Below are 25981 nucleotides of genomic sequence, written 5' to 3' on the forward strand. Positions count from 1 at the left end.
TTCTTGATTCCTCTCGCTTCGGCGTGAATCCAGAATTATGGGCGTTCACGTCAAACGTTACAAACAGCTTCCTCTCGCGGGGCCTGCTGTCACGGCGGACTAATACTGCAGGCAAAGGTTGAATGGGTCAATAGCCCCATCCGACGCGTCAGAAGCGTTTCTCAAGCCAATTGGCCGGTGTTGACTCGGCCTGGCGGTGAGACGATACTAAAAAACGCCTCAGAACACACGATGTTTCGGTGCGCACTTACAATGCCAAAGGACGCAGAGAATTTCAAACAAACGTTTGTTTGATTCTTTAAATACGATATCCTTTCATCCTAATAAGTCGGGTTGTTCGGCTTTGGGCAGTCGTCTATAGGCACTTTTACCGGTATGATGTCGGCCCAGAATTGGCCTGCGGGCAAATAATATCCATTAAAGAAGTTTGAGGAGACCAACGTGGAACGCGAATCGATGGAATTTGATGTTCTTATCGTCGGCGGCGGCCCTGCGGGCCTGTCGGCAGCCTGCCGTGTCATGCAGTTGGCGCAGGAAGCTGGCGAAGAACTGACCGTATGCGTGGTGGAAAAAGGTTCTGAGATCGGCGCGCACATCCTCGCCGGCACTGTATTCGAGCCCACTGCCCTCAACGAACTCTTCCCGGACTGGAAAGAGAAAGGCGCCCCGCTCAACACGCCGGTCACCCGCGACGACATTTTCCTGCTGAAAGATCAGGAAAAAGCGACCAAGATCCCGAATGGTTTCGTGCCCAAGAACATGCACAACCACGGCAACTACATCATCAGCCTCGGCAACCTGTGCCGCTGGCTCGCAGAGCAGGCCGAGCAGCTGGGCGTTGAAGTCTATCCTGGCTTCGCGGCCTCCGAAACGATTGTTGAAGATGGCCAGGTCAAGGGCATCATCACCGGTGACATGGGCGTTGCCCGTGACGGCTCCGAGAAAGACGGCTATATGCCGGGTATGGAACTGCGCGCCAAGTACACCCTCTTCACCGAAGGTTGCCGCGGCCACCTGGGCAAGCGTCTGATCAATGACTTCAAACTGGATGAAGGCAAGGATCCCCAGCACTACGGCATCGGCATCAAAGAACTGTGGGATATTGATCCGTCCAAACATGAGCCTGGCCTGGTTGTACACACCACAGGCTGGCCACTGAATGAGAGCGGCTCTACCGGCGGTTCCTTCCTTTATCACCTGGAAAACGGACAGGTATACGTCGGCCTGATCACCGATCTGTCCTACAGCAATCCGCACCTGAGCCCGTTTGAGGAATTCCAGCGCCTGAAGCTCCACCCGGAGATCAGCAAGTACCTGGAGGGCGGAAAGCGCGTGTCCTATGGTGCCCGTGCCATTTCCAAAGGCGGCTACAACGCACTTCCGAAAATGAGCTTCCCGGGTGGCCTGCTTCTCGGGTGCGATGCTGGCACGCTGAACAGCTCCAAGATCAAGGGCTCCCACACCGCCATGAAATCTGGCCTGCTGGGTGCTGAAGCGGTATTCGAGGCCCTCAAGGAAGGCAAGGCCGGCGAAGAGATCACCGGTTTCCAGAAGCGCTTTGAGGATAGCTGGCTGTACAAAGAGCTTTACGCGGAGCGTAACTTCGGCCCGGCCATGCACAAGTTCGGTAACGTGGTGGGCGGTGCCATCGCCTTCTTCGAGCAGAACATCCTTCGCGGTAGCCTGCCGATCACATTCCACGACACAACGCCGGACTACGCGACACTCAAGCCTGCGTCCGACGCCAAGAAAATCAGCTATCCAAAGCCGGATAACAAGCTGACGTTCGATCGTCTTTCTTCTGTGTTCATTTCGAACACCAACCACGAGGAAGATCAGCCGGTTCACCTGAAACTGACCGACCCGGACATTCCGCTGAACGAGAACCTGCCGAAGTACGACGAACCGGCCCAGCGTTACTGCCCGGCCGGCGTGTACGAGGTAGTCGAAAAGGACGACGGCAGCGGCAAAAAGTTCCAGATCAACGCCCAGAACTGTGTTCACTGCAAGACCTGTGACATCAAGGATCCTGCCCAGAACATCAACTGGGTAACTCCGGAAGGGGGCGGCGGCCCCAACTATCCGAACATGTAAGTTCGGTTTCCGGCAGAACTAAAACGGCCCTTTCGGGGCCGTTTTTTTTGACCTTTTTCCAGGTATAAAAAAACGGCTCCCGAAGGAGCCGTTTTGATTACCGCTTCAGAAAAGCTTAGTGAGCGTGACCGTGCTCTTGCTCTTCGTCAGTGGCGTCGCGCGCCTCTACAACTTCTACGTCGAAGTGCAGGGTCTGGCCAGCCAGCGGGTGGTTGGCGTCGATGGTGACGGTCTCGTCGCCAACTTCAACGACACGAACGACCTGGGGGCCACCCGGGGTCTGTGCCTGGAACTGCATGCCGGGCTCGATAGTGTCGACACCCTCGAAAGCTGAACGCGGAACCGGTTGAACCAGCTCTTCGTTAACTTCACCGTAGCCTTCTGCCGGCTCAACAGATACCTTGACCTGGTCGCCAGGATTCTTTTCGTTCAGTGCACTTTCCAGTCCACCAATAATGTTCTGGGCACCTTCCAGGTAGGACAGAGGCTCACGACCTTCTACACGGGAGGAGTCAAGCTGCTCTCCCTGGTCGTTGGTGAGCGTGTAATGGATGGTGACAACACGAGGTTGGGCCATGTGATCTCCTTGCGTGTCGCAATGACTGTTTATGAATTGAGGCAATCGAAAGTGATCTTGAACAGCCAGACTGCACAGAGGGACTAACGACCACCGGGCCTCGTTAGAGAGCCAGGCTCGTAACAAGTATGAAAACACAGTTTAACAACTGTCTTAATGCGTTTTCTACCGTCATTGGTGGGGGCAGCCTAGGGGTTTTCAACCACCCCGACCGATTTTGTAGAAATTTCCGTGACTAAAGATTCCGTAAACCGGGCCATCAGGCGTGTCCTGCTCGACAACGTGGTTAGCCAAGTCATAAAACGCCGCCGTGACCAGCCTTGCATCAACTCCATGGCGGACACGGACAATCGGACGCGGCTCTTGCGTGCCCGGGTACTCGCCGACTTCAAGTGGGTGCGCTTCTCCAACTTCCAGGATTTCACCAACGTTGGTGGTAAGCTTGATGACCTGATCCTGACCTTCGCCCTCTATGATCAAAGAGTGGGCGAGCAACGGCGAATCCTCCACCTGAATCCGCCATTTTTCGACGGGCGTCACCAGGTAGTATTCTCCATCCTCTTCCCTGCGCAGAATCGTGGAAAACAAACGAACGATTGCTTCCCGGGCCAATGGCTCCCCCTTGTGAATCCATTGACCATCTCGAGTGATACGCAGGTCCATGTCGCCGGACAGGTCCGGGTGCCATTGGTCCAGCGGGGGCTGTCCGGGATTCTTCACGATCTGCTCCACTTCTTTGGCGAGGCTTTCCGGGTTCTGGCTCATACGATGGCTCCGCGAACTGCTCGTTACAAACCGCGCATCCATTCCGCTCTGAGCGGAACGGCGCCGGGACTGCTAATCGCAAGATCAACCTGATCAAGCATTTTCTGCTTATCGCGCCCAAGCGTCCCTTTCAGCACAAGATAATTTGACGCATGGTCGCTCCGGAACACGGTTCGTTCGAGCTCAAGATGCTCGAGGAACAGACGAATTTCTTCAAACAGCCCTTGCTGGGACAGCGGCACAAAATCATCACCAAAACCCGCGCGGAACCGCTCCTCGCCTTGAGGAAAACTCACGACCAGGGTGGACAGGTAATCGGGTTGTGTTTCGTTGCACAGAGTCGCGGTGTTGACGGCGTGTTGACGCGACAGTGTTTCTCCGCCCAGGCCATTGAGAACCATGACAGAGCTTGTCAGGCCGGCTTCACGAATTTTCAGCAACGCGGAACGGGTGGATTCCCAGGACTCTCCCTTGTTCACCCTCCGCAGGATCTCGTCATCCCCGGATTCCATCCCGACATACAGAATCTGGAGCCCGGCTTCCTTCAGCTGCGCCAGTTCTTCCACCGTTTTCCTGGCCAGATTACGGGGCAGGCAGTAACTGGAAACCCGCTGCAAATCTGGAAAGGCGGCCTTAAGATCCCCGAGAATTTCCAACAGGCGCCGCGTTGGCAGCACCATCGCGTCTCCATCAGCAAGGAATACACGTCGGACACCGCCAAGGCTACGCGCCGCATTGTCGATGTCGCGACGAATATCGTCCGGCTTCCGGGCCTGGAACTTCTTCTGCGGCTGGGTGTACATCTCACAAAAGGTGCATTTGTTCCAGGAACAACCGTTGGTGACCGGAAGGATCAGGGATTTGGCCTCGCTGGGCGGCCGAAAGACCGGCTCAACGTAATCGATGGGAAAACTGTACATATAACGTGCTCAACCAATAGCGGGTGATTCGATACAGAGGAAGATCAGGGCAAAAACTGGGCTTTCAAGTCCGCACACCCGGGCCCAACAACGGGCATGTCCAGCAGCACCGCCTGGGAGGTCATAAACGGGATACCGTGGCGGTGGCCGTCAACCAGTAAGGTGGAGAGGCTACCGACCAGAGGCATGTGTGAAATCAGTAGCAGCGGGGAGGTCTGGTTCTCCAGCAAAGCATCAAGGCAAAGGCCAGGATCGTCATCCGGCGTCAGGAACTGCTTTTCTTCTACAGCACAGTTCAGGATTTCGGAGACGATGGCAGATGTCTCTCTGGCCCGGACGAAAGGGCTGCTCCAGATCAGTTTTGGCCGCCACGGGGATTCCGCAATCTGGGCGGCGGCCTCAGCAACGTGGAGGCGCCCTGCTTCGGTCAGCTCACGCTCCTGATCCAGCGTATGCCACCCCGCTTCGCCGTGCCGCATGATGAGCAATTGCACAGGCAACCCTCCGCTGAATGAACGTTACTGACTGATCGTACGCGGAAGTATGAACTCCACGTCCGAATTCTGCACTGCCATCATCAGGCTGTTGATGACCGCCTTGATAGACGCCGTACCATAGAGAATTTCGTATAGACCCCGAACCAGGGGCATGTAGATCCCGATGGCCTCTGACTTCTCTTTCACCAGTTTCAGGGTATAAATACCCTCCGCGACCTGGCCCAGCTCCGCCACGGCATCGTCCAGCTTCTGGCCCGTACCAACGGCATAGCCGACCCGGAAATTCCGGCTCTTGGACGAAGTGCAGGTCACGATGAGATCCCCTACCCCCGCCAGTCCCATGAAGGTCATGGGGTTAGCGCCGAGGCTGACGGCAAAACGGCTCATTTCCGCCAGCCCGCGGGTCATCAGCATGGCTTTGGCGTTTTCTCCCATCTCCAGAGCCGACGCGAGGCCAGCCACGATGGCATAGATGTTCTTCAGTGCACCGGCCAGCTCCACGCCATAGATATCAACGTTGGCATAAACCCGAAAATACTCACACCCGAGCAGATCCTGCACTGTCCGACGTACGTCCGGATCCTTGGCGGCAATAACGGTTGCTGTCAGATCCCGGTTCACGATTTCACTGGCAAGATTGGGGCCGCTGAGCACACCTATACGACAACGCGGAATCTCCTCCTGGAGGATTTCGCTCATCAGCTTGAAGCCATGCTCCTCAATCCCTTTGGTCAGGCTGACAACGATCTGGCCGTCACGGAACTCGTCGCTGTGGTCCCGGATAACGGACCGAAACGCTTTACTCGGTATGGCCACAAACACAATCTCGGCCTTGCCTACGGCCTCGGCGAGATCCGTCGTGGGCTGGATGTCACCGGAGAGCTCCACGTCTGGCATATACCGGCTATTGATGCGGGTATTGGTGATTTCTTCTACTTGGGCCTCATCACGCATCCAGAAGTGAACGCGATGGCCATTTTCGCCCAGTACCTTGGTCATTGCGGTACCGAAGCTGCCACCGCCGAGTACCGCTACGTCGTGTACCGGTCCCTTGGCCCCATTGTCTTGAGGCGCGTTCTTTTCAGGCATAGTTCTTCCATTTTATGTCAAAGACGGTGAGAGCCCGGATGGTTCCGGTGTCACGAACGTTTCGGCTCAACCAGGCTCTTCGCATTCGAGAGCGCGCACCAGATTCTTGAACTCTTCCCTGTTCCGGCTGTTCAGGCCCATCAGCACCTTGTGCGCGTCCAGGACCTTGTCACGAACCTGCTGTTCGCTGGCTTTCAGCACAGGAATCTCTTCAAGTTCTTCAATGCGGGACGCGGGTTCTCGAACAATGATGAAAATCTTGTCGAACCCCATGGATGTGATAATGCGGGTAATATCCGGGTTGGTGGAAATCAGTGTGGGCAGAAAATGACTTTGCTGCTGGGCAGCCATGGCGATTTTGGCAAGAAGCCCGAGCGTGGTGCTGTCGATGATTTCGGTTTCCGTCAGATCAACGACCACCGTTTTGAACTGGGGATCCTGAGTGATGGACTCAACCAGATTGTCCAGCGTCGAACACAGGTTCAGCCGGATTTCGCCAATAAACTTCAGGACATAGATGCCCTGTTTTTCAGCTTGCAGGATCTTGTAACCAGCCATGCTTCACACTGCCACTATTTCGACGACGTGTTGTCTGATTCCATTATGGTATCAGTAACCGACACAATAGCTATATCGTCCGGTAATTCCGTGATCTCGTCGAGATTCAGAGCCTCGCTCAGAGAGGCGATAGTGTGACGACCTCCTGAAACGAGTTCAAGTAGCGTCCTTTCCTTTTCGTCGAGGCTTTTGGCCCGAATGACCTCCAGAATGCCGTCGGAGAACAGAATCATCCGGAACGGCTTATCCAGCGATACCTCATACACCTCCCACTCGGGCGTCTCGAAAAGTCCCACTGGCAACCCGCTTCCTTCAAGAAAGGCGGTGTCTCCGCCCTCAAACGACAGAATGGGCATCGGGAAATGAGCCCCAACTGCATACCTTAATTTACGCTCGCTGATAGAGATAATGCCAACGAATACGGTTACGTGTTTGCCGAGACCGGTATCAAGCAATTCCGAATTAATGCGTTCCAGGAATCGGTCCGGATAGAGAATGTCGTCACTGGACTGGCGCCTCAGGTTGCGCTGCAACCGATTGGTGAGGTTTTTAAGCAGCACGGTAACAAACGCGGAGCTGGCGCCATGGCCGGACACATCGGCAATGTAAACCAGGACCTGATCCTCGGAAATACGGAAGTAATCCAGAAAATCGCCACTTAGGTAAAGGGACGGTTTGATGAGGTGATCGATGCGCAGCCCTGCCAGGTCCTGTTCGTGATCCGGAAGCATACGCAGCTGAACCTTCCGACCTGCCCGCTGATCGGCGCGAAGCTCTGCAATACCGTTGCGCAGATCCCGATTCGCTTCCTCAAGCTCATGCCGGTAAAGCTGATTCAGGCGATTGACCCGGACCCGATCGAACAACTTTTCGATCACGTCATCCAGGGCCCCCTTATCGTCGTTACAGGGCTTCAGCACAAAATCTGCCGCCCCGGCCCGGAGCGCTTTGACGACATCAGCACTGGAATCACTGGCGGAACAGCAGACAATGGGGGTGAAGGTTTCGGTTTCTTCCAGGCGGGAGGCCAGATCACCAATCGCCTCGGGCGGCAGGTCTGCAAAGATCACATCAGGAATGCTATCGTCGAACAACGTCTTGGCAGAGGACAGTCCGGAATAGCCGGTAACGTAAAAGCCTCGGGCTTCCAGATAATGGGACAGGTCCCGGCGGGCCTTTTCATCGGCATCAATAATCAGTATGCGCTCGGTGCGCGAGGTCATGGCTGTTGCCCTAAACTACCAGCGATAAACGAAAAATCGGCTTTAATAAGCCTATTCTGGCACGACCCTGTGATATAACAAGGCCAGTTTTACTTAATTGGGGGATTCCTGGATATGAGACGTGCCGTAAACGACTTGCTTGGCGCCTATGACAAGCTGATCATGGACCCGGTCCACGGCGGCATTCCACTTTACCGGCACGAAATCCAGGTCATCGACCACCCCCTGTTCCAGCGCCTCAGAAACATCTGCCAGAACGACATCCTGAGCCTGGTTTTCCCGGGTGCCACCCATTCCCGCTTCCTTCACAGCATCGGGGTAATGCATGTCGGCACACGCATGTTTCGCTCGATGATCGACGCCTACCTGCGAGAGCGCCAGCTGAGCGAACAGACCGACCTGAGCCTGAGCCAGCTCGACGCCATCGATTACCTGGCCAAGACCATTCGTCTGGGCTGCCTGCTTCATGACAGCGGCCACTCCAGCTTTTCTCACCAGTTCACCCAGGCTCGCCGAATTCGCGATCTGATGTCCCGCCCGGGACGATTCGGAGACCTCTGGTCCGGCGTCGACTACTCGGCCTACCATTCCGGGGAACCTGAAGAACTGGAGCACGAACATTACTCCGTGCGCGTTGCCCACGATGTTCTCTCGGCTGTTGATCTGGACGGTGCCGGCCTGTGCGCCCGAGATGTTATCGGGATTATGGAGACCACCGATGTTACGCCGAGCGATACTTTTTGCCGGCATGCCCACACGTTCTGGGCCTTCATTGCCGGCGCTGATGCCGAATCAGGCAGCTTGATCCGCAGCGACATCCCAAACATGGTCATGGACCTGCTGAAATCCATCGTCTCGGGGGAAATTGACGCCGACCGCGCCGATTACATGCTCAGGGATGGCTTCCACTCATCGGTAACCATCGGCGGCTTCAACCTCGACCACCTGCTGAGCAACCTGCGTTTTGGCTGGAACGTATCCGAGCCCTGGCTGGGACTGGCAATCACTCAGAAGGGACTCGGGGCGCTTGAGGATTTTGTCTACAGCCGCCACCAGATGTACCGCAAGGTTTATGCCCATAAGACGGCCCTGGGGTTCGACTGGCTTCTGCGGGAGGCCATCAATGAAGTGCTTGAGGACCCCGAGAATTTCCAGTGGGTGGACACCTGCCTGAGTGACATGCGGTTTTTTGCCGAGCTGACCGACAACTTCTTCTGGGAAGCCTTTCGCAAGGTGGCAAGACGGAACCCGGGTAGCTTCTCCTTCTGCATCGTGAACCGGGTCAAGCTCAGTCATCTCGACACCCGGGAAGATCTGAGCGACCGGGGCATTGAACGTCACAGTGCCTGGCTGGCGCAGGAACTGCAGCTCAATCCCTCACACGTGGTGACCTGCTCCATGCGCGCCCGGTTCTCAAACATCCAGGACAACTTCAACGGCATCAAGGTACTGACCCGGGACCCTATCAACCGCAAGCGGTCCCTGAAAAAAATCACTCACGTCAGCGCCTTTTTCAGCAAATTCAGCGATGGCACGATCACCCATTTTTACCTGCGCCCGGACGTCACCACTCAAAATTCCGGGAGCATAAAGGAATAACGCGGCTCAGCGATCCTCTGACATCGCCTCCACCAGGCTACAGGCGCTGTTGAAGGCACCTTCAACGCGCCCTCCGCTCAGCCAGTCTCCCGCGATTCCAATGTTCTGGTCCGGAAACCAGAGATGCCCGGGCTGGTCACCATCCGAGGAACGGGCATACAGCCATCGGTGTGTCACCACATCGCCTGGCTCACCAGCAACACCCGTCAGGACCCGAAACGCATGCACCATCAATTTCGCGACTTCCGACGCAGGAGTGTCCACGTGCCGTTCCGTCCAATCCGGGTTGGCATGCAGCACCCACCATTGGCCTGAATCCTCCCGACCGGGTTTGCTGGAGTTGTTCGCAACCCAGTAAAGCACCGGATGCTCTACCCGCATTCCTTCGTAGGCCATTGTCAGCGGCTTTGCGAAGTGAACCGCAACGGCCCAGCACGGCAACACCTTCTTCACCGGTTCATCCAACACTGCCGCCAGTTCGGCAAGATCGCTGTCCGCCAGCAGGACTTGGGCCTGGGCGGGTGGGGCCGTGACGATCACCTGATCGAATTCGCCGAGCGCTGTGCCCTCGGTGTCCGCCAGAGACCATCCTCCCCCCGCTTTGCGCAGCGCCCCGATCCGGGTCTCGGCGATGACTTCGAGATGCGCCGAGAGTGCGCGGGTTATGGCCGTCATTCGGGGACTTCCCACGTAACGGGGCTCGTCCGGGAAGCTATCCCACTCGCCGCGCTCGTTACGAAACCCGAACCGGCCCTGCCACATTTGAAAGGCATTCTCGCCGGCGAATTCCTTAAGAAATGGAAGAAATGCAGGATTACGGGCGGTAAAGTACTGCGCCCCAATGTCTGCCGATCCACCCTCCACGCGTTTCGCTGCAAGCCTGCCACCCGGCCCGCGGCTTTTCTCAAACACCCTGACCTCATGCCCCTGCTGACTGAGACGAATGCCGGCGGTAAGACCGGACAAACCTGAACCAATAACTGCAATACGGCGTATATCGGTGGACTGCGATGGCTGATTAAACATGGTTTATCGTGCATCCGAATTGATGAGTTGGAACGTACAACCCTGCAAGCGTTATGTTCGGCCTCTTTGGATGGCCACGCTGTTCAGGATCACTTTAGAGACAAGGGCAAACAGGGTATGACCCGAGTACAAAATTGGTTGACAAACATTCTAAGGTGGTTCGACTCCACGGCGGGTTCGGATCACATCGACACGAGTTCACGGTCATTCAACTTCATCCGCGTGATTCCATTCCTTGCCCTGCATCTGGCGTGCCTCTTGGCTTTCTACACCGGGGTCAGCACCTTTGCTGCACTGTTTGCGCTCGGATTCTTCTGGATCAGGATGTTTGCAATCACCGGCTTTTACCACCGTTACTTCGCTCACAAGACCTTCAAGACCAGCCGGCCCGCGCAGTTCGTGTTTGCCGTGCTTGGCGCCAGCGCAGCCCAGCGCGGACCGCTTTGGTGGGCGGCCCACCATCGCCACCACCACCAGCATTCTGACCAGGAACAGGATTTGCACTCGCCACACCAGGGCGGATTCTGGTGGTCTCACGTCGGCTGGTTCACGTGCGATGCAGGGTTCGCCATGGATGAGCGCCGGGTTCGGGACTGGATGAAATTCCCGGAACTCAGGTTCATTAACCGCTTCGATTCCATCGTTCCCGCCATTGCGGCCATCACCATCTACGGGATCGGCGAAGCTCTCTCCGTCTGGGCACCGGCGCTTGAGACCAATGGCCTGCAACTTCTGGTCTGGGGGTTCTTTATTTCCACGGTCGCGCTCTTCCACGCCACTGTATCGATCAACTCACTTTCCCACGTCTGGGGCAAACGCCGGTTTGAAACCTCAGACGGCAGCCGTAACAACTTCTGGCTGGCATTGTTAACCCTGGGCGAAGGCTGGCACAACAACCACCATCGCTGGCCCCAGTCCGTGCGCCAGGGGTTTCGGTGGTATGAGATCGACATCACCTGGTATGGATTGTGGCTCCTGTCCCGACTCGGCATTATCTGGGAGCTTAACCCAATACCCAAACGCATCAAGGAAGAAACACGTCAACTGGACAGAATGAGGAGGACACGTTCATGACTACCGCCTCGGCCATTGAAGTCGGTTCTCACAATTCCGCCGTCCCGGTCACTCTGGAGCATTTCAGGCGTCTGTTCAACGAGCTGGACAAGGGCAACCTGAACAGACTGTCCGAGGTCTACAGCGAAGATATCAGTTTCCGGGATCCACTCGGATCGGCCAAGGGCCTGGACGAGTTGACCCAGTATTTCGCCGAAGCCTACGCCAATGCCATCAGCTGTCGCTTCGAGTTTTCGGATTCGGTGGTCAATGGGGCATTTGCAGCCATCCCCTGGGTGATGTACCTGCGTCACAAGCGCATAAACCGGGGCAGGGAAATTCAAGTCGACGGCATCAGTCATCTGCGGGTTGCTGACGGCAAGGTTTGTTATCACCGCGACTATTTCGACGCCGGCCAACTGCTGTATGAGAACCTGCCTTTGGTGGGCAGAGTCATTCGCCTGGTAAAAGGATACGCCGGATGAGGGAGCGTCTGGAGACTCACTCGAATATCTGGATTACCGGGGCCAGCTCGGGCATCGGTGAGGCGGTGACCCGGGCGCTTGCCCGGGGTGGTCACCGGCTGGTGCTCTCCGGACGCCGCGAGCAGCCCCTGGAGCAGCTCAAGGCGCTGGCACCGGAACGCATTCTTACCGCGACCGGTGACACCACCAGCAAGGCGGACCTCCGGGGTATCGCCAACGTTCTGGAAAACCACGGCGATCTGCACATGGCAATCCTGAACGCCGGGACCTGTGAATACCTGGACATCACCCATTACAACAGCGATGTCATCGAAAAAAACATCCAAACGAACGTGATCGGTACGGCCCGATGTCTCGACATCGCGCTCCCAGCCCTCAGACGCACCCGAGCCAAAGGGCTGCCGGCAACCCTGGTGATTGTCAGCTCATCGGCCTGGTGGTTCCCCTTCGGTCGCGCCGAGGGCTATGGCGCCTCCAAGGCTGCCCTGACCTATTTTGCCCAGGCATTGCGGGCGGACCTGGCCGCCGAAGGCATCGACGTTGTGGTGGTCTCTCCGGGATTTGTCAAAACACCGCTGACGGATCGAAACGACTTCCCCATGCCCTTTCTGGTGTCGGCCGAAGAGGCGGCGGATCGCATCGTCAGCGGTCTGGCCAAGGGCAAGAATGAAATCGCCTTCCCGAAACGCTTTACCTGGATGCTCAGGATGCTGGGTGCCCTGCCACAGACCCTGATTGATCGCATGGCGGCCAATATGGCGAGAAAAAGTACCACGGAACAGGAAAACAATGGATGAGTAACGAGCGTCAGCGTATAGCTGTCATTGGCGCCGGCGTTTCCGGCCTTACGGCCGCCTGGCTGCTGGCCGAAAAGCACGATGTCGAAGTTTTTGAAGCTGCCGACTATGCCGGCGGCCACACCAACACGGAACAGGTCGAGGCTGGCGGCCGCACCTGGCCGGTCAACACCGGTTTTATCGTATTCAATGACTGGACCTATCCGAATTTTATGCGTTTGATGGAGCGGCTCGGCGTTCCATCAGAAGTCAGCGACATGAGTTTCAGTGTCGACTGCAACGCTACCGGCCTCCAGTACAACGGCACCAGTGTCGACACCCTGTTTGCCCAGCGTAAAAATGTGTTCAACCTGCCCTTTCTGAAGATGATCCGGGAAATTCTGCGGTTTAACCGGGAAACCCGTGCAGATCTTGCAGCCGATGCCATCAATGACCGTGAGACCCTCGGCGAGTACCTGAATCGCAATGGCTACTCCCGCTATTTCAGGAACTATTACATCGTCCCGATGGGCGCGGCGATCTGGTCCGCTCCGGAAATCGTGCTTGAGCAATTTCCGATCCGGTTCTTTCTCCAGTTCTTTAACAACCACGGCATGCTGTCCGTGGATGATCGCCCGACCTGGCGAGTGATTTCCGGGGGCTCGGCTCAGTACGTCCAGAAAATGATGGAGCGCCTCGGGGACTGTACTCATCTCAACAGCCCGGTTGAGCACGTGAAGCGGGACGAACAGGGAGTAACCCTTCATGTTGGTGGCGAGGACCACCGCTTCGATCAGGTTGTGCTGGCCTGCCACAGCGATCAGGCTCTGACGATGCTGGCAGACCCCACCGAAAAGGAACGGGACGTATTGGGGGCGATCGGCTATCAGAACAACGACGTCGTATTACATACCGACAGCAGCGTATTGCCGGATACCCGGCGCGCCTGGGCCGCCTGGAACTACTTCATCCCGACCCACAGCACCGAGCCGGTCTCCGTCACCTACAACATGAACATTCTCCAGAATTTTCATGAGGCACCGGAAACCTTCTGTGTCACCTTGAACCGCAGCCACGACATAGCACCGGAGCGGATCATCAAACGGTTCAGCTATAGCCACCCGGTTTTTACCCTGGACGCGGTCGCGGCGCAGGAGCGTTACGACGAGATTGGCAACCAGAATCGCACCCATTTCTGCGGCGCCTACTGGTTTAACGGCTTTCATGAAGACGGCGTACGCAGCGCGCTCCGGGTGACCGAGGCCTTCGGTGTGGAGCTATAGCGATGGACAGCCAATGGCTCGAAGGGACCGTTCGTCATCGCCGGCAATTTCCGGTCCATCACGAGTTCGAGTACAGCACCGGTATGCTGGCACTGGATGTCGACGAATGGGACCGGGTCACCAGCATCAGCCCCCTGTTTTCCCTGGAACGTTTTAACTGGCTTTCGTTGCGCCGGGCGGACTACTTCCAGCCCGAAGCCGGCTCCCTGTCGGCGACGGTTCGGAACCATGTTGAACAGGCAACCGGCTGGCGTCCGGATGGGTCGGTCGAACTGGTGACCCACCCCCGTTACTTCGGTTACGTGTTCAATCCGGTCAGCTTCTACTTCTGCTACAGCCCTGAGGCCAGTCCCAGAGAGGGCGCGGTTCCCCGGGTGATCGTTGCCCAGATCACCAACACCCCGTGGCACGAACGGCATGTGTACTGCCTGGAAACCGTGGGTAACGGGCCTAACTCAGCCGGGTGGCATACGGAACGGTTCGGGTTCAGCAAACGCTTCCATGTGTCCCCGTTCAATGGCATGGAGCAGCACTACCAGTGGACGTTCAGCTTCCGCGGCCCCGACCTCCGGATTCACATGAATGTCCTGGAGCAGGAAAAGAAGCATTTTGACGCCACCCTGGTAGTCCATCGCACCCCACTCACCCGTAAAGAAGTACACAGAAGTCTGCGAAAGTTTCCGGTGGAAGCGCTCAAGGTTTCGGCTGGCATCTATTGGCATGCCTTGAAACTGAAACTGAAGGGGGCGCCGTTTTACACACATCCGGACAAGCTGTCTGCAGACGATCCCGCCCACAGGCGGGGATCAGACGATTCCGGGCTGGATGTCTCCAGCCCCGGGCACAACAACGAGAAGCGCGGAAGGGTAAGTTCATGGAGAACCTGAATACCTCAGTTCAATCAACAGGTGACCAGGAAAATTCACGATCACTGGCCAGCCGAATCGCCAGGAAACTGGTTATTCAGCAGCTAAACCAGCTTGGCGATGGCGTCCTGACCGTTTTTGAGGACGGCTTTGATGCCCTGGTATTCGGGGATGGCGATACCCGGTATCCGTCGGCCGAATTGGTCATTCACGATCACAGCACCTGGCGTGATCTACTTACCGGCGGCAGCGTGGGTGCGGCGGAAGCCTTCGTGAACGGCGACTGGTCGACGCCGGATCTGGTCGCGCTGCTGCGTTTTTTTACTCGCAACGTGGATCGCATGAACGAGTTTGAGGACCGGTTCAGCTGGGTAACTAAGCCGGCACTCAAGGGCCTTCACTGGCTGAACCGGAATACACGGGAAGGTTCTCGAAAAAACATCAGTGCCCATTACGATCTTGGCAACGACCTGTTCGAGCTCTTCCTTGACCCGACCATGATGTACTCGTCGGCCATTTACCCGAGTGAGCACGCAACCCTGGACGAGGCCGCCGTCCACAAACTGGACACCATCTGCCAAAAACTGGACCTGCAGCCTGAAGACCGAGTCATCGAGATCGGTACCGGCTGGGGCGGCTTTGCGATTCACGCCGCCAAGCACTATGGCTGTCACGTCACCACGACCACCATTTCCAAAGAGCAGCTGGAACTGGCGAAGGCCCGGGTCGCGGAAGAAGGCCTCGACGACCGAATTACGTTGCTGTTCGATGACTACCGGGATCTCGAGGGTAGGTTCGACAAACTGGTTTCCATCGAAATGATTGAGGCCGTTGGACCTCAGTTTCTCGACAGCTACCTGGCGCAAATCAGCACTCTGTTGAAACAGGATGGACTTGCGTTGGTCCAGGCCATCAATATGCCGGAACAGCGCTACCAACGCGCCTTGAAGAATGTCGATTTCATACAGCGCTTTATCTTTCCGGGCAGCTTCATTCCATCCTTCGGTGCCATCCTTGACTCTGTAAGGACCCAAAGCGATCTGGTGCTGACACACGCCGAAGACCTTGGCTTTCATTATGCCCGTACCCTGCACGACTGGTGCGAGCGGTTCATGGCGAATTCCGGGAAACTCGACTCTCTGGGCTACGACCAAGCCTTCCGACGTCTCTGGGAGTTCTATTTCGCGTACTGCGAGGCGGGCTTCAGCGAACGCGCCATAGGCGTGTCCCAGATCCTGTTGGCGAAACCCGGAAACAAGCGATCGAATATCCTGAGCCTATGATCCCGTCCGAGACTACCCGAAACATTTTGAACTTTGCCGTCTTCCAGGCCGGCTGGCTGATTTGCATTCTGTATCCGGGAATGCCGGCGGCAAGTCTGGTCGTGGGGCTCCTGATTCTGCACTTCGTGCTGGTAAGCCAGAAGCGAATGAGCGAGCTCCAGTTCATCGGTTTGGGAACCGTACTCGGGGCCTCCCTCGATCTTCTGTGGTTCCGTACTGGCATCCTGGCAGGTACCGAAGGCGAAGTGCTGCTCACCCCGCCCTGGCTAGTCGCGATCTGGGCCATTTTCATGACCACCCTCAACCATTCCCTCAACTGGATCAGTCGCAAGGCCTGGTTGCCTTTTGTTCTCGCCCCCATTGCCGGCCCCTTTGCCTACTGGTCCGCCAGCAAACTGGGGGCGGTTACCCTGCCCGAGCTGCTGCCGTCCCTGGTGGCGCTGGCGCTTGGGTGGCTGGTGGTGTTCCCGCTGCTCCTGTTCCTCAGAAAATCCCTGTACCCGGAGCTTCAGCAATGACCATGAAAACGGCCGGACGGGCTGCCACCTCAGTATTCCTGCTGGCGACTTCAGGGGCTTTTGCGTCCGAGATGAGCTTCACCGGAACCGCCAGGACCGATGCAGGAGAGGTACTGTACGTGGAAACTCACGGTGTCTCAGGCACTTGCGAGGATGGCGTCTTTGCCCCGCAAGAGCACCGGGTTGGCTATCAAAGACAAGAGCAAGACAGCGCTTTCGCGACCAAGAAGCTCGACTATACCGGTTCCGTCATTCGCCCCTCCGTCGATTTCCGCCAGCCTGAGTTCGACGAATCCCTGTCGATTGAATACTCCGGGCAAGATACGCTGGTGATCAACTGGCAAATGCCTGAAGGGGAAAGCCGAACCTTCGATGTTCCCTACTCCAATAACGTTGTGGTCGATGCAGGCTTTGACAACTTCGTCCGACGCAACTGGCAAGCCGTGCTGAATGGCGATTCCGTAGAGTTCAGGTTTCTCGGCCCCACCCGAGGCGAACACTATGCGTTTGTCCTCGAAGCCGCTGACAGTTCAAAGGTCACAGCGGATCATGTCGTACAGATCCGGCCTACCGGAATGATCCTGCGGTTCCTGGTGGACCCCATCATTCTCGGCTACGACAGCCGGGGCGTCCTGACGGATTACTACGGGCTTACCAATATCCGGAAGAACAAGGACATGAATTTCACCGCCCACATTCAATATTCCGTGGTCAACTGGCCGGATTGTGAACTGACTCCCTGAAAGCGTCGCCACTGCCAAAGCCTCCACCCACAGTCATTGTGTTAAACTCGCGGCGGAGTCAACGCCGGAGAATCAGCACCCATGATGTTTGTGTCGTTCAACGTCAACAGTATTCGTACCCGTCTGCACCAGCTCGAAGCCGTCATCACCAACCTTAATCCCGACGTCATTGGCCTTCAGGAAACCAAGGTCCGGGACGAAGAGTTTCCGGTAGAGGCCATTCGTGAACTCGGCTATCACGTTCACTTCCATGGCCAGAAAACCCATTACGGCGTTGCACTGCTCTCCCGAATCAAGCCCGACACCGTCCTGAAGGGTTACCCATGGGACGGCGAAGACTCCCAGCGCCGCCTGATTACCGGTCACTTCACCGTGAATGGCGAGCCGCTCACCGTCGTCAACGGTTACTTTCCCCAGGGCGAAAGCCGGGACCACCCGGTGAAGTTTCCCGCCAAGGAAAAGTTCTACGCTGATCTCATGAAGTATCTGGATGATCTCAAGAAACGCGGTGGCCACGTGGTGGTCATGGGCGATATGAATATTTCCCCCACCGACAGGGATATTGGGATCGGGGCGGACAATGCGAAGCGATGGCTCCGCACCGGAAAATGCAGCTTCCTGCCCGAAGAGCGGGAATGGCTGGGCCAGGTCGAAGCCCGGGGTTACACGGACGTGTTCCGGCACCTGCATCCTGAAGAATCGGATACTTTCAGCTGGTTTGATTATCGCAGTAAAGGGTTTGAGCGAGATCCGCGCCGGGGACTGCGCATCGACCTGATTATGGCCAACGACAGCCTTCTGCCGAAAGCCCTGGAAGCCGGTGTGTCGTATGACATCCGCGCCATGGAACGTCCCTCCGATCATTGCCCTGTCTGGGCAAATTTTGAACTATAGGACCGGGCCGGCCGCGACATGAAAAAAGTCAAAACCCGCGACCGTATTCTCGACACCAGCCTGGCGCTGTTCAACAGTGTCGGCGAACCCAATGTGACCACGCTTCTGATCTCCGATGAAATGGATATCAGCCCGGGCAACCTGTATTACCATTTCAAAAGCAAGGGAGACATCGTCGAGGAACTGTTCGGACGGTACGAGGAAGAGATGCTGGACCTGCTGACGGTACCGGAAGACGTCGACATCAGCCTCGACCAACAGGGCTTCTTCCTCCACCTGATGTTCGAAACGGTTGCCCGCTACCGGTTCATCTACCAGGATCTGGTGAATGTTCTTTCCCGGTACGACAAGCTGCAGGGTAGATTCAGGCGATTACGAAAGAAGAAGACGGCTGCCTTTCAGGTGATCTGCGAGAGCTTCCGGCGGCAGAATATGATGGAGATCGGCGCGGAACAACTTCAGGCTTTGTGTGAGCAGTTAACCCTAACTGCTTGCTATTGGATCAGTTTTGACACCCTATCCCACCTGGACGACCGGGAATCGGCGGATCCGGGGCGCGGCGTCTATCAGATGATGCACCTGGTGATCCCGTACCTGGCGCCAGACGAACAAAACCATGCCCGGCTGATGAGCCGGGACTATCTCTAGGCGCGGAGCCTATTCCTCTTCGTCCCTACCGTCCCTGCGCAGCCTCAGCAGCTCGCTTTCCAGGGCCTCGATCCGGCGTTCCAGTGCCTCTATCTCCTCTCGACGATGAATGCCCAGACGCCTGAGAGCACCGGATACGCGCTCATCGAACAGCGTTTCCAGCTTGTCCCAGGTGCCGGTGGCGCGTTCTCTGACATCGCCCACCCGGTCTTCGACGGACTTGATCTGTTTCTCGACCACGCCCCGGGTCTTGTTTTCGAGTTGCTCGCCTTCCTGCACCAGGCGATCGAAAAACCGGCCCGTGTCCTCCTCAGCCTTGGTATATGCTCCGAGGCCGGCAAGCCATATCTGGCGCGCCGAATCCTTGATCTTGGCCGCCAGTTGCGGATCGTTTTCCGGATTCTTGTCGTGTTCGTCAGACATGTAACAACCTCGGGGGAAGAATATTGCTGGGAGCCCCCATTGTATTACACTGTGAAGCCGATTTCAGTCGGCCTGAAAGGTGCACAGTCAAAGGCCGCAGTATAAACAGGCATTCAATATGAAAAAATGTTTTGAAACGAGTCGGGCAGAGGCTTGAAGTGTTCAAAATATGGTCAATACTTCCCAATACCGGTATCCCTGCTGATGCCGGTTTGTCTGGAAGTCTTTCATGGATACTACTCGCACGCCTCTGCCCGGCACCCTGTGCCGGGCTTTTTTTTGCTAATATCGCCCCCAATTATATCCTTATTCCAATTTCACACTTACCGGAGTGGAGACCCTGAATGATTGAAATCGCGTGGAGTCACTTTACGCCCTGGTCCGCGTTGGCGGGCGGCGTCCTGATTGGGCTGGCGGCGGCCGCCTTTCTGCTTCTCAACGGCCGGATTGCCGGCATCAGCGGCATACTTGGTGGCCTGCTCGTACCAGGCCGGGGCGACATTGCCTGGCGCCTTGCTTTCCTGTTAGGGCTCGTTGGCGCGCCCGCCGCATGGCTGCTTGCCGCGGAACTCCCTCCCATTGAAATCAACGCCGGCTACCCGGCACTGGTTATCGCAGGGTTACTGGTGGGCGTGGGTACCCGTTATGGCTCCGGCTGCACCAGCGGCCACGGCGTCTGCGGTCTGTCACGCCTTTCTTTCCGGTCTCTGGTCGCCACCCTAAGTTTTATGGGCGCGGGATTCGTGACGGTCTATGTCATCCGACACGTATTGGGAGTTTAAAACCATGAAATTCAATCTTGCTTCACTTCTGGCCGGACTGATTTTCGGTCTCGGGCTTATTGTGTCCGGAATGGCCAATCCCGAAAAGGTTCTTGGCTTCCTCGATATTGCCGGTCTCTGGGACCCATCCCTCGCTTTCGTGATGGGAGGTGCCATCCTCGTGGGCCTGGGGGCGTTTGCGCTGGCCCGACGGCGCACCTTGTCGTTCCTCGGCTTTTCAATGAAAATCCCCGCCAGCACCCACATCGACAAGCGCCTGGTGATAGGCGGACTCGCCTTCGGCGCCGGCTGGGGCATTGCTGGTTTTTGTCCCGGGCCCGGCCTCGTCGCCCTGGGAGCCGGTGAAATCAAGGCCGCTATTTTTGTAGCGTCGATGGTTGCCGGCATGGCGGTGTTTGAAATCTTCGAGCGTCGCCGGACCAAGACCTGATCAATTCTGCTACCTTGTATCGCCGCCACTCTGACAGCCACCAACGGCTGTGAGATCATGGCGGCAGTTTCACAGTTAGCGTTTCCGGAGGCGTTTATACATGGATATCCGAAAGATCGATGACACCATCTCGGTGGCACCACAAATTTCCGTTGATGATGTCGCTGAAGCGGCACGCCTGGGCTTCAGGACTCTGGTTGCCAATCGCCCCGACCAGGAGGAGTTTGGGCAACCTCCGATGGCCGATATTGAAGCGGCTGCGCGGGACGCTGGCCTGGAATGGGTCTATATGCCCGTTGAGTCGGGGCACATCACTGATCAGGACGTGGACCAATTCGCCCCGATGATCCGGGACGCCGAAAAACCCGTACTGGCTTTCTGTCGTTCCGGAACCCGCTGCACCGTGCTATGGGCTCTGAGTGCTGCCCGGGAAACCTCCGCCCAGGAAATTTTCACCAAAGCCCGAAACGCCGGATACGACATCAGCGGCCTTGCACCGCGTATGGCTCAGCAGGCCTCTAACAAGTAGTCCGACCCGTTTCCGACGATCAACCACCAGGATTTCCTCTATGCAGTTCAAAGGTTCAGAGAACTTCAGCCACAACCAGTCCGAGCGCCTTGGTATTCTTGTTACCAATCTGGGTACTCCCGACGCTCCGACAACGTCCGCCCTTCGTCGGTACCTGGCTGAATTCCTCTCGGACCCACGGGTCGTCGAACTTCCCCGCCCTCTCTGGTGGCTGATTCTGCACGGAATCATTCTTCGTATTCGCCCGAAACGCAGCGCTAAGGCCTACGCCGGCGTCTGGACGCCGGAAGGCTCTCCCCTGTTGATTCATACCGGAAAGCAGGCCGAGGGCATCCGGGAAGCGCTGAAGAAAAAGTACGGCCCGAATGTGGTCGTCGGCTTCGCCATGCGGTACGGCAACCCGTCGATCCCGAAGGTTCTGGACGAAATGCAGGCCCAAGGCGTGCGCAAGCTGCTTGTGCTTCCGTTGTACCCGCAGTATTCAGCCTCAACGTCTGCGTCCACCTTTGATGCCATCGCCAAGGACTTCAGCAAGCGTCGCTGGTTGCCGGATTTACGGTTTATCTCCCACTATCCGGACTACCCGCCCTACATTGAGGCCATGGCCAGACACATTGAAGCTCACTGGGCCAACCACGGGCGCAATGACAAGCTTATCCTTTCTTACCATGGTGTCCCCCTGAAATACCTGATGAAAGGGGATCCGTACCACTGCGAGTGCCACAAGACCTCTCGGCTGCTGGCAGAGCGCCTGGGGCTTTCCAGTGATGACTACCTGACTACCTTCCAGTCCCGTTTTGGGAAGGAGGAATGGCTCAAACCCTACACAGATGAAACGCTTAAATCCCTGCCGGAAAAAGGCGTAAAATCGATAGATGTGTTCTGCCCCGGCTTCTCATCGGACTGCCTGGAAACCGTTGAGGAAATCGATGAAGAGAATCGCGAATACTTTATGGAGGCCGGCGGGCAGGGCTTCAGCTACATACCGGCGCTTAACGCAACTCCCGGGCACATTGAAGCTCTGGTGAAGCTAATTGAGGAGAACCTGCAGGGCTGGCAGGTTCCGAACAACAAGGCGGAAAATCTGGCCGAACGCCAGAAGTTGGCAGACGAACGAAAAGAGGCCACCTACCCTGGCCGGGACATGTGAAAGAAGATGAAACTGAATTGTGATCTTGGGGAAAGCTACGGAGTCTGGGAAATGGGTCAGGATGAGGCGGTCATGCCGCTCATCGACATGGCCAACGTTGCCTGCGGTTTTCACGCGGCCGACCCCATGGTCATCCGTCGTACCGTTGCGCTGGCCGCAGAGCACGAGGTCGAGATCGGAGCGCACCCGTCCTACCACGACCTGGCGGGCTTCGGACGACGCTCCATTGCCCACTCTCCCGAGGAGATCCAGGCCCTCATGCTCTACCAGCTTGGTGCGCTGGACGGCATGTGCCGGGCCGAGGGGACTCACATCGCCTACGTGAAGCCTCACGGTGCACTCAACAACGACATGATGCGTGACGACACATTGCTCAAGGCTGTCGCTGAAGCCGTGGGCACCTATCGCCACAACCTGCCGCTGATGATTCCCGTTACCTGCCGCTATCAGGAGCAACAGGCCCTGATCGAAAGGTTGGGAGTGCCGGTACTGCTGGAAGCCTTTGCAGATCGCGCCTATACCGATGAAGGCCTGCTCGTGCCCCGCAAACACAAAGGCGCGGTGCACAGCGATCCCGAGATCATTGTGACTCAGGCTCTATCGTTTGCGGAACGGGGCGGCATAACCAGCATCAACGGCCAGTGGCTTGAACTTCCAGCCCACAGCCTCTGCGTTCACGGGGACAACGAAAGTGCACTGGCCGCGGTTCAGGCCATCCGGGATGCCCTGAAATCGCCGAGTGCGTAAACCTGCAACAGCGATTCCCCTGACAGGATCATTCAGGCTTGCTGATCCCCATCGCCTTTATCGGACAATTCTGGAAAGGACTGGCAGAACGTACATTCGCCCGTATCGACAGCCGCACCTCCGGACTCAACGTACCTCACCTTTTGACTCGCCTGCCCACGATTCGCGGAAACAGAAAACCGACGATTGGTACGACCATCAGTCTGCTCGGATGCACTGGAAGCCATTTTTTTCTCGTTCACGTAATTTCCCCCTCTCCAATATCACTATCGTGAGGTCTGGGATCCGAAAACCAAATACGCACAAACACGAGAATTGAACTGCCAAGACTACTTCGATGGGGAGAATCTGAAACCGAGAAGGGAAAAATGGCGGTGGGCCAGACCGCCAAACACCTTCCTAAGCAGTTGTTTTTGAGTTTTTTTCCCTTATACCTTATTGCTTTAAAAGCAATAAGGTTGTTCCCTTGTAACATCCGGCCGCATGTTTTAGCCTCCAATAATAGCTCCTTTGGTAGGTAGGAAGTAAGGTAGATGAGGCAAGCTCGGAATCCCGGACCGGGATTCTAACCACTTCAGGAGACGCGAACATGCCGAAGAAAGCCCGTGAACTCAGCGCCACGGAAGTACGACGCTTGACCCATTCTGTTAGCAAAGACGGGAAGCCCTATAACGCCCTACATCCAGTCGGCGGCGTTTCGGGCCTACTGCTCCAAGTTACTCCGACCGGCGCAAAGTCCTGGATCTACCGGACCACCATAGCCGGCAAACGTCGCAACATTGGACTAGGCGCTTTCCCGGACGTAACACTCGCCCAGGCCCGCGACAAGGCCCGAGAGGCACGCGACAAGATCAACTCCGGCATCGATCCTATTGAAGAACGGCAAGCCGCCCGCCGCGCCCTTGTGGCCGCCAGATTAAGTACGGTGACCTTTGCCGACGCGATGAACGATTACATCAGCATGAAGGCAAAAGAGTTCCGGAACCCGCGACAGCGACAGCAATGGGAGAATAGCCTAACCACGTATGCCATTCCGCACCTTGGTAACGTACCGGTTCGGGAAATCGAACTACCACATATCAAAGCCGTTCTTGATCCAATCTGGGAGACAAAAACCGAAACGGCCAACCGTGTGAGAGCCCGTATAGAAAACATACTTGGGTGGTGTGCTGTTCATAGCTACCGCTCAAATGAGAACCCGGCTAAGTGGCAGGGCTATCTGGATGAGGTGTACCCCTCACCGGAAAAGATAAAGAAAAAGGCGCACTATTCCGCTCTACCCGTGGAAGCCATACCAGCGTTTATGACTGGCCTTAAAAAGCGGACCGGAACGGCGGCCCGGGCGTTGGAGTTTCTATTATTGACCGCCAGCCGCACCAATGAAGTTATTGGAGATAAGCGAATAGGAAAGCCCGGCGTTACCTGGCAAGAAATCGACTTTGGAAAGAAAGTTTGGACTGTACCCGCTGACCGCATGAAATCCGGCAAGGTGCACAAAGTCCCGCTTACTGATGCAGCTGTGGAGCTGTTGAAGGGCATGAAACCCGGCAAACCCGACGACCTCGTTTTTTCGGGGCCAAAAGGTGACATTCCCTCGAATAACTTTCTGACAGCCCTGTTGAAACGGATGGAGCAGCCCGTTACCGCCCACGGCTTTCGTTCTACCTTCAAGGATTGGGCGCGTGAACACACAGCATACGCCGACGAGGTATCCGAACTGGCGTTAGCACACATAAATAGCGACGCGACCCGAGCGGCCTACGCCCGCTCTGAGCTGATCGAAAAGCGCCGGCTCTTGATGACCGAATGGCAACAGTATTGCTACCACGGCAAGACTGGCAAGAAGTCAGAAAAAGTCGTAGCGATCGGAGGTAGCAAAGCGTGAATATCGACGTTGCGGATATCTTTTTTCGACTGAAATACCCGGAGCAACATGCCAATCTCATTAGAGGCCTTGAAGCAATTGTTCAAAGGACAGGAGTAGACGGAATAAAGGCTGATGAAAGGCGGCGACGGGCAAAAATCGCTGAATTAGGACGTTTAGATAATCCCCCGCATGAAGCGTTGCTGGGCATTTCAGCCGAAGAGCTAGTAAATTTTCAGGAATCTCGTGCCGCAAGACGCAGAACAAGCGGAAACAACCGTCTCGAATCAGCTATGAAAGTTGTCGCGTCGGCCTTTCTTGAATCGGAAAATGCGGGATGCACTGCTTCGGAAGCCTTAGATAAGGCGGAAGAGGCGATTGCGGAAAGCTTTACCTCGGGACGAGAAGCTAACGTAGACCGGAAAACCCTTGCTGTTTGGCTTAGAAAAATTCAAGCACGAAATCTAACGACTATTCCGAAGGCCCAACGCGGTCGGCCGAAAAAGGAATAAAGGTACCTACGCCGTTTTAATCAACTCGACCTAGATAAAACTGCCCCGTGTTGCATTCACTCGCATGAGGCAGTTACCTATGAACATCACTAGTAATACCCCGTCACAACGCTTTCTGTCCGATAAAGATCTGGCAGATCGTTATTCCGTTCACCGAGCAACGCCGTGGCGTTGGGCTCAATCCGGCAAACTCCCCCACCCTATAAAGATCAACGGCTGCACCCGCTGGAAACTTTCAGATATTGAAGCCTGGGAAGCACAGCGGGAGAGCGTAGCGTGAAAGCATATAAAAACGCCCCGACCGTCGGGCAAACGGAACAGGGCACACTGAACGAAATTTGCCCAAACGGAGTTAGCACGTTCAGTCGCCGTCGAACAGCAATTCACGAAGCCGGCCACGCGATAAGCCACGCCGCACACGGTATCCGCGTTAAATCGGTATCTATCTGGCAAACCGGCCCGCACTGGGAAGGCTGGACCGCTACAGAATGGCAACCGGGTATTACACCCAACTCTCAGCAAGAAACGGACTTGGCTTTAGCTTGTGGCCACATATCAGGGCACGTATCAGAACAAATACACACAGCCCCGCTCCCGCCTGCCTCGAACATTGCAGAATTATCGCAGGCACTGGCCTGTCAAGAAGC

Annotated in this window: 29 protein-coding genes; 20 read left to right on the plus strand and 9 right to left on the minus strand. The window is 56.4% G+C overall.

Annotated features, from left to right (window positions below; all coding sequences use genetic code 11):
• Positions 1 to 441: 441 nt before the first annotated feature.
• The gene (locus KZO34_RS01165; protein WP_219472520.1) at positions 442 to 2094 is read left to right on the plus strand and encodes an electron transfer flavoprotein-ubiquinone oxidoreductase; all 1653 of its coding nucleotides are present in this window, start codon (positions 442 to 444) and stop codon (positions 2092 to 2094) included.
• Between the two features lie 115 nt (positions 2095 to 2209).
• Here the strand turns inward: KZO34_RS01165 and KZO34_RS01170 are convergent, their stop codons facing one another.
• From KZO34_RS01170 to KZO34_RS01200, 7 genes are all read right to left on the minus strand, one after another.
• The gene (locus tag KZO34_RS01170; protein WP_219472523.1) at positions 2210 to 2671 is read right to left on the minus strand and encodes an FKBP-type peptidyl-prolyl cis-trans isomerase; all 462 of its coding nucleotides are present in this window, start codon (positions 2669 to 2671) and stop codon (positions 2210 to 2212) included.
• 198 nt (positions 2672 to 2869) lie between these two features.
• Positions 2870 to 3436 (minus strand): DUF1285 domain-containing protein, encoded by a 567-nt coding sequence (locus KZO34_RS01175; RefSeq protein ID WP_219472525.1) that lies wholly within the window; start codon positions 3434 to 3436, stop codon positions 2870 to 2872.
• A 23-nt stretch (positions 3437 to 3459) separates the two neighbouring features.
• On the minus strand, positions 3460 to 4356 hold the full coding sequence (locus KZO34_RS01180; RefSeq protein WP_219472527.1) for a radical SAM protein: 897 nt from the start codon (positions 4354 to 4356) through the stop codon (positions 3460 to 3462).
• Positions 4357 to 4400: 44 nt separating this feature from the next.
• Complete coding sequence (locus tag KZO34_RS01185) at positions 4401 to 4850, minus strand: SixA phosphatase family protein (RefSeq protein WP_219472528.1); 450 nt, start codon at positions 4848 to 4850, stop codon at positions 4401 to 4403.
• Positions 4851 to 4874: 24 nt separating this feature from the next.
• Complete coding sequence (locus tag KZO34_RS01190; RefSeq protein WP_219472529.1) at positions 4875 to 5942, minus strand: NAD(P)H-dependent glycerol-3-phosphate dehydrogenase; 1068 nt, start codon at positions 5940 to 5942, stop codon at positions 4875 to 4877.
• A gap of 66 nt (positions 5943 to 6008) precedes the next feature.
• Entirely contained in the window at positions 6009 to 6500 is a 492-nt protein-coding gene (locus tag KZO34_RS01195; RefSeq protein WP_219472532.1) for an STAS domain-containing protein, read from the minus strand.
• Between the two features lie 14 nt (positions 6501 to 6514).
• On the minus strand, positions 6515 to 7723 hold the full coding sequence (locus KZO34_RS01200) for a PP2C family protein-serine/threonine phosphatase (protein WP_219472534.1): 1209 nt from the start codon (positions 7721 to 7723) through the stop codon (positions 6515 to 6517).
• Between the two features lie 114 nt (positions 7724 to 7837).
• Between KZO34_RS01200 and KZO34_RS01205 the strand changes: the two genes are divergently transcribed.
• Positions 7838 to 9322, plus strand: coding sequence for an HD domain-containing protein (locus KZO34_RS01205; protein ID WP_219472536.1), 1485 nt, complete (start codon positions 7838 to 7840; stop codon positions 9320 to 9322).
• Between the two features lie 6 nt (positions 9323 to 9328).
• Here KZO34_RS01205 and KZO34_RS01210 read toward each other — a convergent pair whose 3' ends face one another.
• Positions 9329 to 10348, minus strand: a complete 1020-nt coding sequence (locus tag KZO34_RS01210; protein WP_219472538.1) for an NAD(P)/FAD-dependent oxidoreductase — start codon at positions 10346 to 10348, stop codon at positions 9329 to 9331.
• A 117-nt stretch (positions 10349 to 10465) separates the two neighbouring features.
• Here KZO34_RS01210 and KZO34_RS01215 point away from each other — a divergent pair, with 117 nt between their 5' ends.
• From KZO34_RS01215 to KZO34_RS01260, 10 genes are all read left to right on the plus strand, one after another.
• Positions 10466 to 11422, plus strand: coding sequence for an acyl-CoA desaturase (locus KZO34_RS01215; protein ID WP_219472540.1), 957 nt, complete (start codon positions 10466 to 10468; stop codon positions 11420 to 11422).
• Entirely contained in the window at positions 11419 to 11886 is a 468-nt protein-coding gene (locus KZO34_RS01220) for a nuclear transport factor 2 family protein (protein WP_219472542.1), read from the plus strand. Before KZO34_RS01215 ends, KZO34_RS01220 begins: the two co-directional genes overlap by 4 nt.
• Positions 11883 to 12683, plus strand: a complete 801-nt coding sequence (locus tag KZO34_RS01225; protein ID WP_219472544.1) for an SDR family NAD(P)-dependent oxidoreductase — start codon at positions 11883 to 11885, stop codon at positions 12681 to 12683. Before KZO34_RS01220 ends, KZO34_RS01225 begins: the two co-directional genes overlap by 4 nt.
• Positions 12680 to 13945 carry an NAD(P)/FAD-dependent oxidoreductase gene (locus KZO34_RS01230; protein ID WP_219472545.1) on the plus strand — a complete coding sequence of 422 codons (1266 nt, stop codon included), beginning with the start codon at positions 12680 to 12682 and terminating at the stop codon, positions 13943 to 13945. The genes KZO34_RS01225 and KZO34_RS01230 overlap by 4 nt, the downstream gene beginning before the upstream one ends.
• Positions 13946 to 13947: 2 nt before the next feature.
• Complete coding sequence (locus KZO34_RS01235; protein ID WP_219472547.1) at positions 13948 to 14832, plus strand: DUF1365 domain-containing protein; 885 nt, start codon at positions 13948 to 13950, stop codon at positions 14830 to 14832.
• Positions 14820 to 16094 carry a class I SAM-dependent methyltransferase gene (locus KZO34_RS01240; protein WP_219472549.1) on the plus strand — a complete coding sequence of 425 codons (1275 nt, stop codon included), beginning with the start codon at positions 14820 to 14822 and terminating at the stop codon, positions 16092 to 16094. Before KZO34_RS01235 ends, KZO34_RS01240 begins: the two co-directional genes overlap by 13 nt.
• Positions 16091 to 16612, plus strand: a complete 522-nt coding sequence (locus KZO34_RS01245) for a DUF2878 domain-containing protein (RefSeq protein ID WP_219472551.1) — start codon at positions 16091 to 16093, stop codon at positions 16610 to 16612. Before KZO34_RS01240 ends, KZO34_RS01245 begins: the two co-directional genes overlap by 4 nt.
• Entirely contained in the window at positions 16609 to 17355 is a 747-nt protein-coding gene (locus KZO34_RS01250; RefSeq protein WP_257900131.1) for a hypothetical protein, read from the plus strand. Before KZO34_RS01245 ends, KZO34_RS01250 begins: the two co-directional genes overlap by 4 nt.
• Positions 17356 to 17436: 81 nt before the next feature.
• Positions 17437 to 18249 carry an exodeoxyribonuclease III gene (xthA, locus tag KZO34_RS01255; protein ID WP_219472553.1) on the plus strand — a complete coding sequence of 271 codons (813 nt, stop codon included), beginning with the start codon at positions 17437 to 17439 and terminating at the stop codon, positions 18247 to 18249.
• 18 nt (positions 18250 to 18267) lie between these two features.
• Positions 18268 to 18897 carry a TetR/AcrR family transcriptional regulator gene (locus KZO34_RS01260; protein WP_219472555.1) on the plus strand — a complete coding sequence of 210 codons (630 nt, stop codon included), beginning with the start codon at positions 18268 to 18270 and terminating at the stop codon, positions 18895 to 18897.
• A gap of 9 nt (positions 18898 to 18906) precedes the next feature.
• Here KZO34_RS01260 and KZO34_RS01265 read toward each other — a convergent pair whose 3' ends face one another.
• Positions 18907 to 19320: a phasin family protein gene (locus KZO34_RS01265; protein WP_219472557.1), complete on the minus strand. Its 414-nt coding sequence runs from the start codon at positions 19318 to 19320 to the stop codon at positions 18907 to 18909.
• A gap of 344 nt (positions 19321 to 19664) precedes the next feature.
• On the opposite strand from KZO34_RS01265, the gene KZO34_RS01270 reads away from it, so the two are divergent.
• The 8 genes from KZO34_RS01270 to KZO34_RS18825 all read left to right on the plus strand — a co-directional run bounded on the left by KZO34_RS01270 (position 19665) and on the right by KZO34_RS18825 (position 25614).
• Complete coding sequence (locus KZO34_RS01270) at positions 19665 to 20102, plus strand: YeeE/YedE family protein (RefSeq protein WP_219472559.1); 438 nt, start codon at positions 19665 to 19667, stop codon at positions 20100 to 20102.
• A gap of 4 nt (positions 20103 to 20106) precedes the next feature.
• Positions 20107 to 20532 (plus strand): DUF6691 family protein, encoded by a 426-nt coding sequence (locus KZO34_RS01275; RefSeq protein WP_219472560.1) that lies wholly within the window; start codon positions 20107 to 20109, stop codon positions 20530 to 20532.
• A 100-nt stretch (positions 20533 to 20632) separates the two neighbouring features.
• Positions 20633 to 21061, plus strand: a complete 429-nt coding sequence (locus KZO34_RS01280) for a protein tyrosine phosphatase family protein (RefSeq protein WP_219472562.1) — start codon at positions 20633 to 20635, stop codon at positions 21059 to 21061.
• Positions 21062 to 21101: 40 nt separating this feature from the next.
• Positions 21102 to 22211 (plus strand): ferrochelatase, encoded by a 1110-nt coding sequence (gene hemH, locus KZO34_RS01285; protein ID WP_219472564.1) that lies wholly within the window; start codon positions 21102 to 21104, stop codon positions 22209 to 22211.
• Between the two features lie 6 nt (positions 22212 to 22217).
• On the plus strand, positions 22218 to 22958 hold the full coding sequence (locus KZO34_RS01290; RefSeq protein WP_219472566.1) for a 5-oxoprolinase subunit PxpA: 741 nt from the start codon (positions 22218 to 22220) through the stop codon (positions 22956 to 22958).
• A 589-nt stretch (positions 22959 to 23547) separates the two neighbouring features.
• Positions 23548 to 24843 (plus strand): tyrosine-type recombinase/integrase, encoded by a 1296-nt coding sequence (locus KZO34_RS01295; RefSeq protein ID WP_219472568.1) that lies wholly within the window; start codon positions 23548 to 23550, stop codon positions 24841 to 24843.
• Positions 24840 to 25334, plus strand: a complete 495-nt coding sequence (locus KZO34_RS01300) for a hypothetical protein (RefSeq protein WP_219472570.1) — start codon at positions 24840 to 24842, stop codon at positions 25332 to 25334. The genes KZO34_RS01295 and KZO34_RS01300 overlap by 4 nt, the downstream gene beginning before the upstream one ends.
• Positions 25335 to 25413: 79 nt before the next feature.
• Entirely contained in the window at positions 25414 to 25614 is a 201-nt protein-coding gene (locus KZO34_RS18825; RefSeq protein WP_219472572.1) for a helix-turn-helix transcriptional regulator, read from the plus strand.
• Positions 25615 to 25981 lie beyond the last annotated feature (367 nt).

Origin of the sequence: Marinobacter sp. F4206, assembly GCF_019392195.1 — a bacterium.
Taxonomy (GTDB): Bacteria; Pseudomonadota; Gammaproteobacteria; order Pseudomonadales; family Oleiphilaceae; genus Marinobacter.

Coding starts and splice junctions, on each gene's coding strand:
- KZO34_RS01180 (WP_219472527.1), bottom strand. CDS start 4,356: ATGTACAGTTTTCCCATCGATTACGTTGAGCCGGTCTTTCGGCCGCCC.
- KZO34_RS01195 (WP_219472532.1), bottom strand. CDS start 6,500: ATGGCTGGTTACAAGATCCTGCAAGCTGAAAAACAGGGCATCTATGTC.
- KZO34_RS01190 (WP_219472529.1), bottom strand. CDS start 5,942: ATGCCTGAAAAGAACGCGCCTCAAGACAATGGGGCCAAGGGACCGGTA.
- KZO34_RS01210 (WP_219472538.1), bottom strand. CDS start 10,348: ATGTTTAATCAGCCATCGCAGTCCACCGATATACGCCGTATTGCAGTT.
- KZO34_RS01220 (WP_219472542.1), top strand. CDS start 11,419: ATGACTACCGCCTCGGCCATTGAAGTCGGTTCTCACAATTCCGCCGTC.
- KZO34_RS01275 (WP_219472560.1), top strand. CDS start 20,107: ATGAAATTCAATCTTGCTTCACTTCTGGCCGGACTGATTTTCGGTCTC.
- KZO34_RS01205 (WP_219472536.1), top strand. CDS start 7,838: ATGAGACGTGCCGTAAACGACTTGCTTGGCGCCTATGACAAGCTGATC.
- KZO34_RS01280 (WP_219472562.1), top strand. CDS start 20,633: ATGGATATCCGAAAGATCGATGACACCATCTCGGTGGCACCACAAATT.
- KZO34_RS01225 (WP_219472544.1), top strand. CDS start 11,883: ATGAGGGAGCGTCTGGAGACTCACTCGAATATCTGGATTACCGGGGCC.
- KZO34_RS01270 (WP_219472559.1), top strand. CDS start 19,665: ATGATTGAAATCGCGTGGAGTCACTTTACGCCCTGGTCCGCGTTGGCG.
- hemH (WP_219472564.1), top strand. CDS start 21,102: ATGCAGTTCAAAGGTTCAGAGAACTTCAGCCACAACCAGTCCGAGCGC.
- KZO34_RS01170 (WP_219472523.1), bottom strand. CDS start 2,671: ATGGCCCAACCTCGTGTTGTCACCATCCATTACACGCTCACCAACGAC.
- KZO34_RS01290 (WP_219472566.1), top strand. CDS start 22,218: ATGAAACTGAATTGTGATCTTGGGGAAAGCTACGGAGTCTGGGAAATG.
- KZO34_RS01240 (WP_219472549.1), top strand. CDS start 14,820: ATGGAGAACCTGAATACCTCAGTTCAATCAACAGGTGACCAGGAAAAT.
- KZO34_RS01260 (WP_219472555.1), top strand. CDS start 18,268: ATGAAAAAAGTCAAAACCCGCGACCGTATTCTCGACACCAGCCTGGCG.
- KZO34_RS01295 (WP_219472568.1), top strand. CDS start 23,548: ATGCCGAAGAAAGCCCGTGAACTCAGCGCCACGGAAGTACGACGCTTG.
- xthA (WP_219472553.1), top strand. CDS start 17,437: ATGATGTTTGTGTCGTTCAACGTCAACAGTATTCGTACCCGTCTGCAC.
- KZO34_RS01245 (WP_219472551.1), top strand. CDS start 16,091: ATGATCCCGTCCGAGACTACCCGAAACATTTTGAACTTTGCCGTCTTC.
- KZO34_RS01175 (WP_219472525.1), bottom strand. CDS start 3,436: ATGAGCCAGAACCCGGAAAGCCTCGCCAAAGAAGTGGAGCAGATCGTG.
- KZO34_RS01200 (WP_219472534.1), bottom strand. CDS start 7,723: ATGACCTCGCGCACCGAGCGCATACTGATTATTGATGCCGATGAAAAG.
- KZO34_RS01250 (WP_257900131.1), top strand. CDS start 16,609: ATGACCATGAAAACGGCCGGACGGGCTGCCACCTCAGTATTCCTGCTG.
- KZO34_RS01215 (WP_219472540.1), top strand. CDS start 10,466: ATGACCCGAGTACAAAATTGGTTGACAAACATTCTAAGGTGGTTCGAC.
- KZO34_RS01265 (WP_219472557.1), bottom strand. CDS start 19,320: ATGTCTGACGAACACGACAAGAATCCGGAAAACGATCCGCAACTGGCG.
- KZO34_RS18825 (WP_219472572.1), top strand. CDS start 25,414: ATGAACATCACTAGTAATACCCCGTCACAACGCTTTCTGTCCGATAAA.
- KZO34_RS01230 (WP_219472545.1), top strand. CDS start 12,680: ATGAGTAACGAGCGTCAGCGTATAGCTGTCATTGGCGCCGGCGTTTCC.
- KZO34_RS01235 (WP_219472547.1), top strand. CDS start 13,948: ATGGACAGCCAATGGCTCGAAGGGACCGTTCGTCATCGCCGGCAATTT.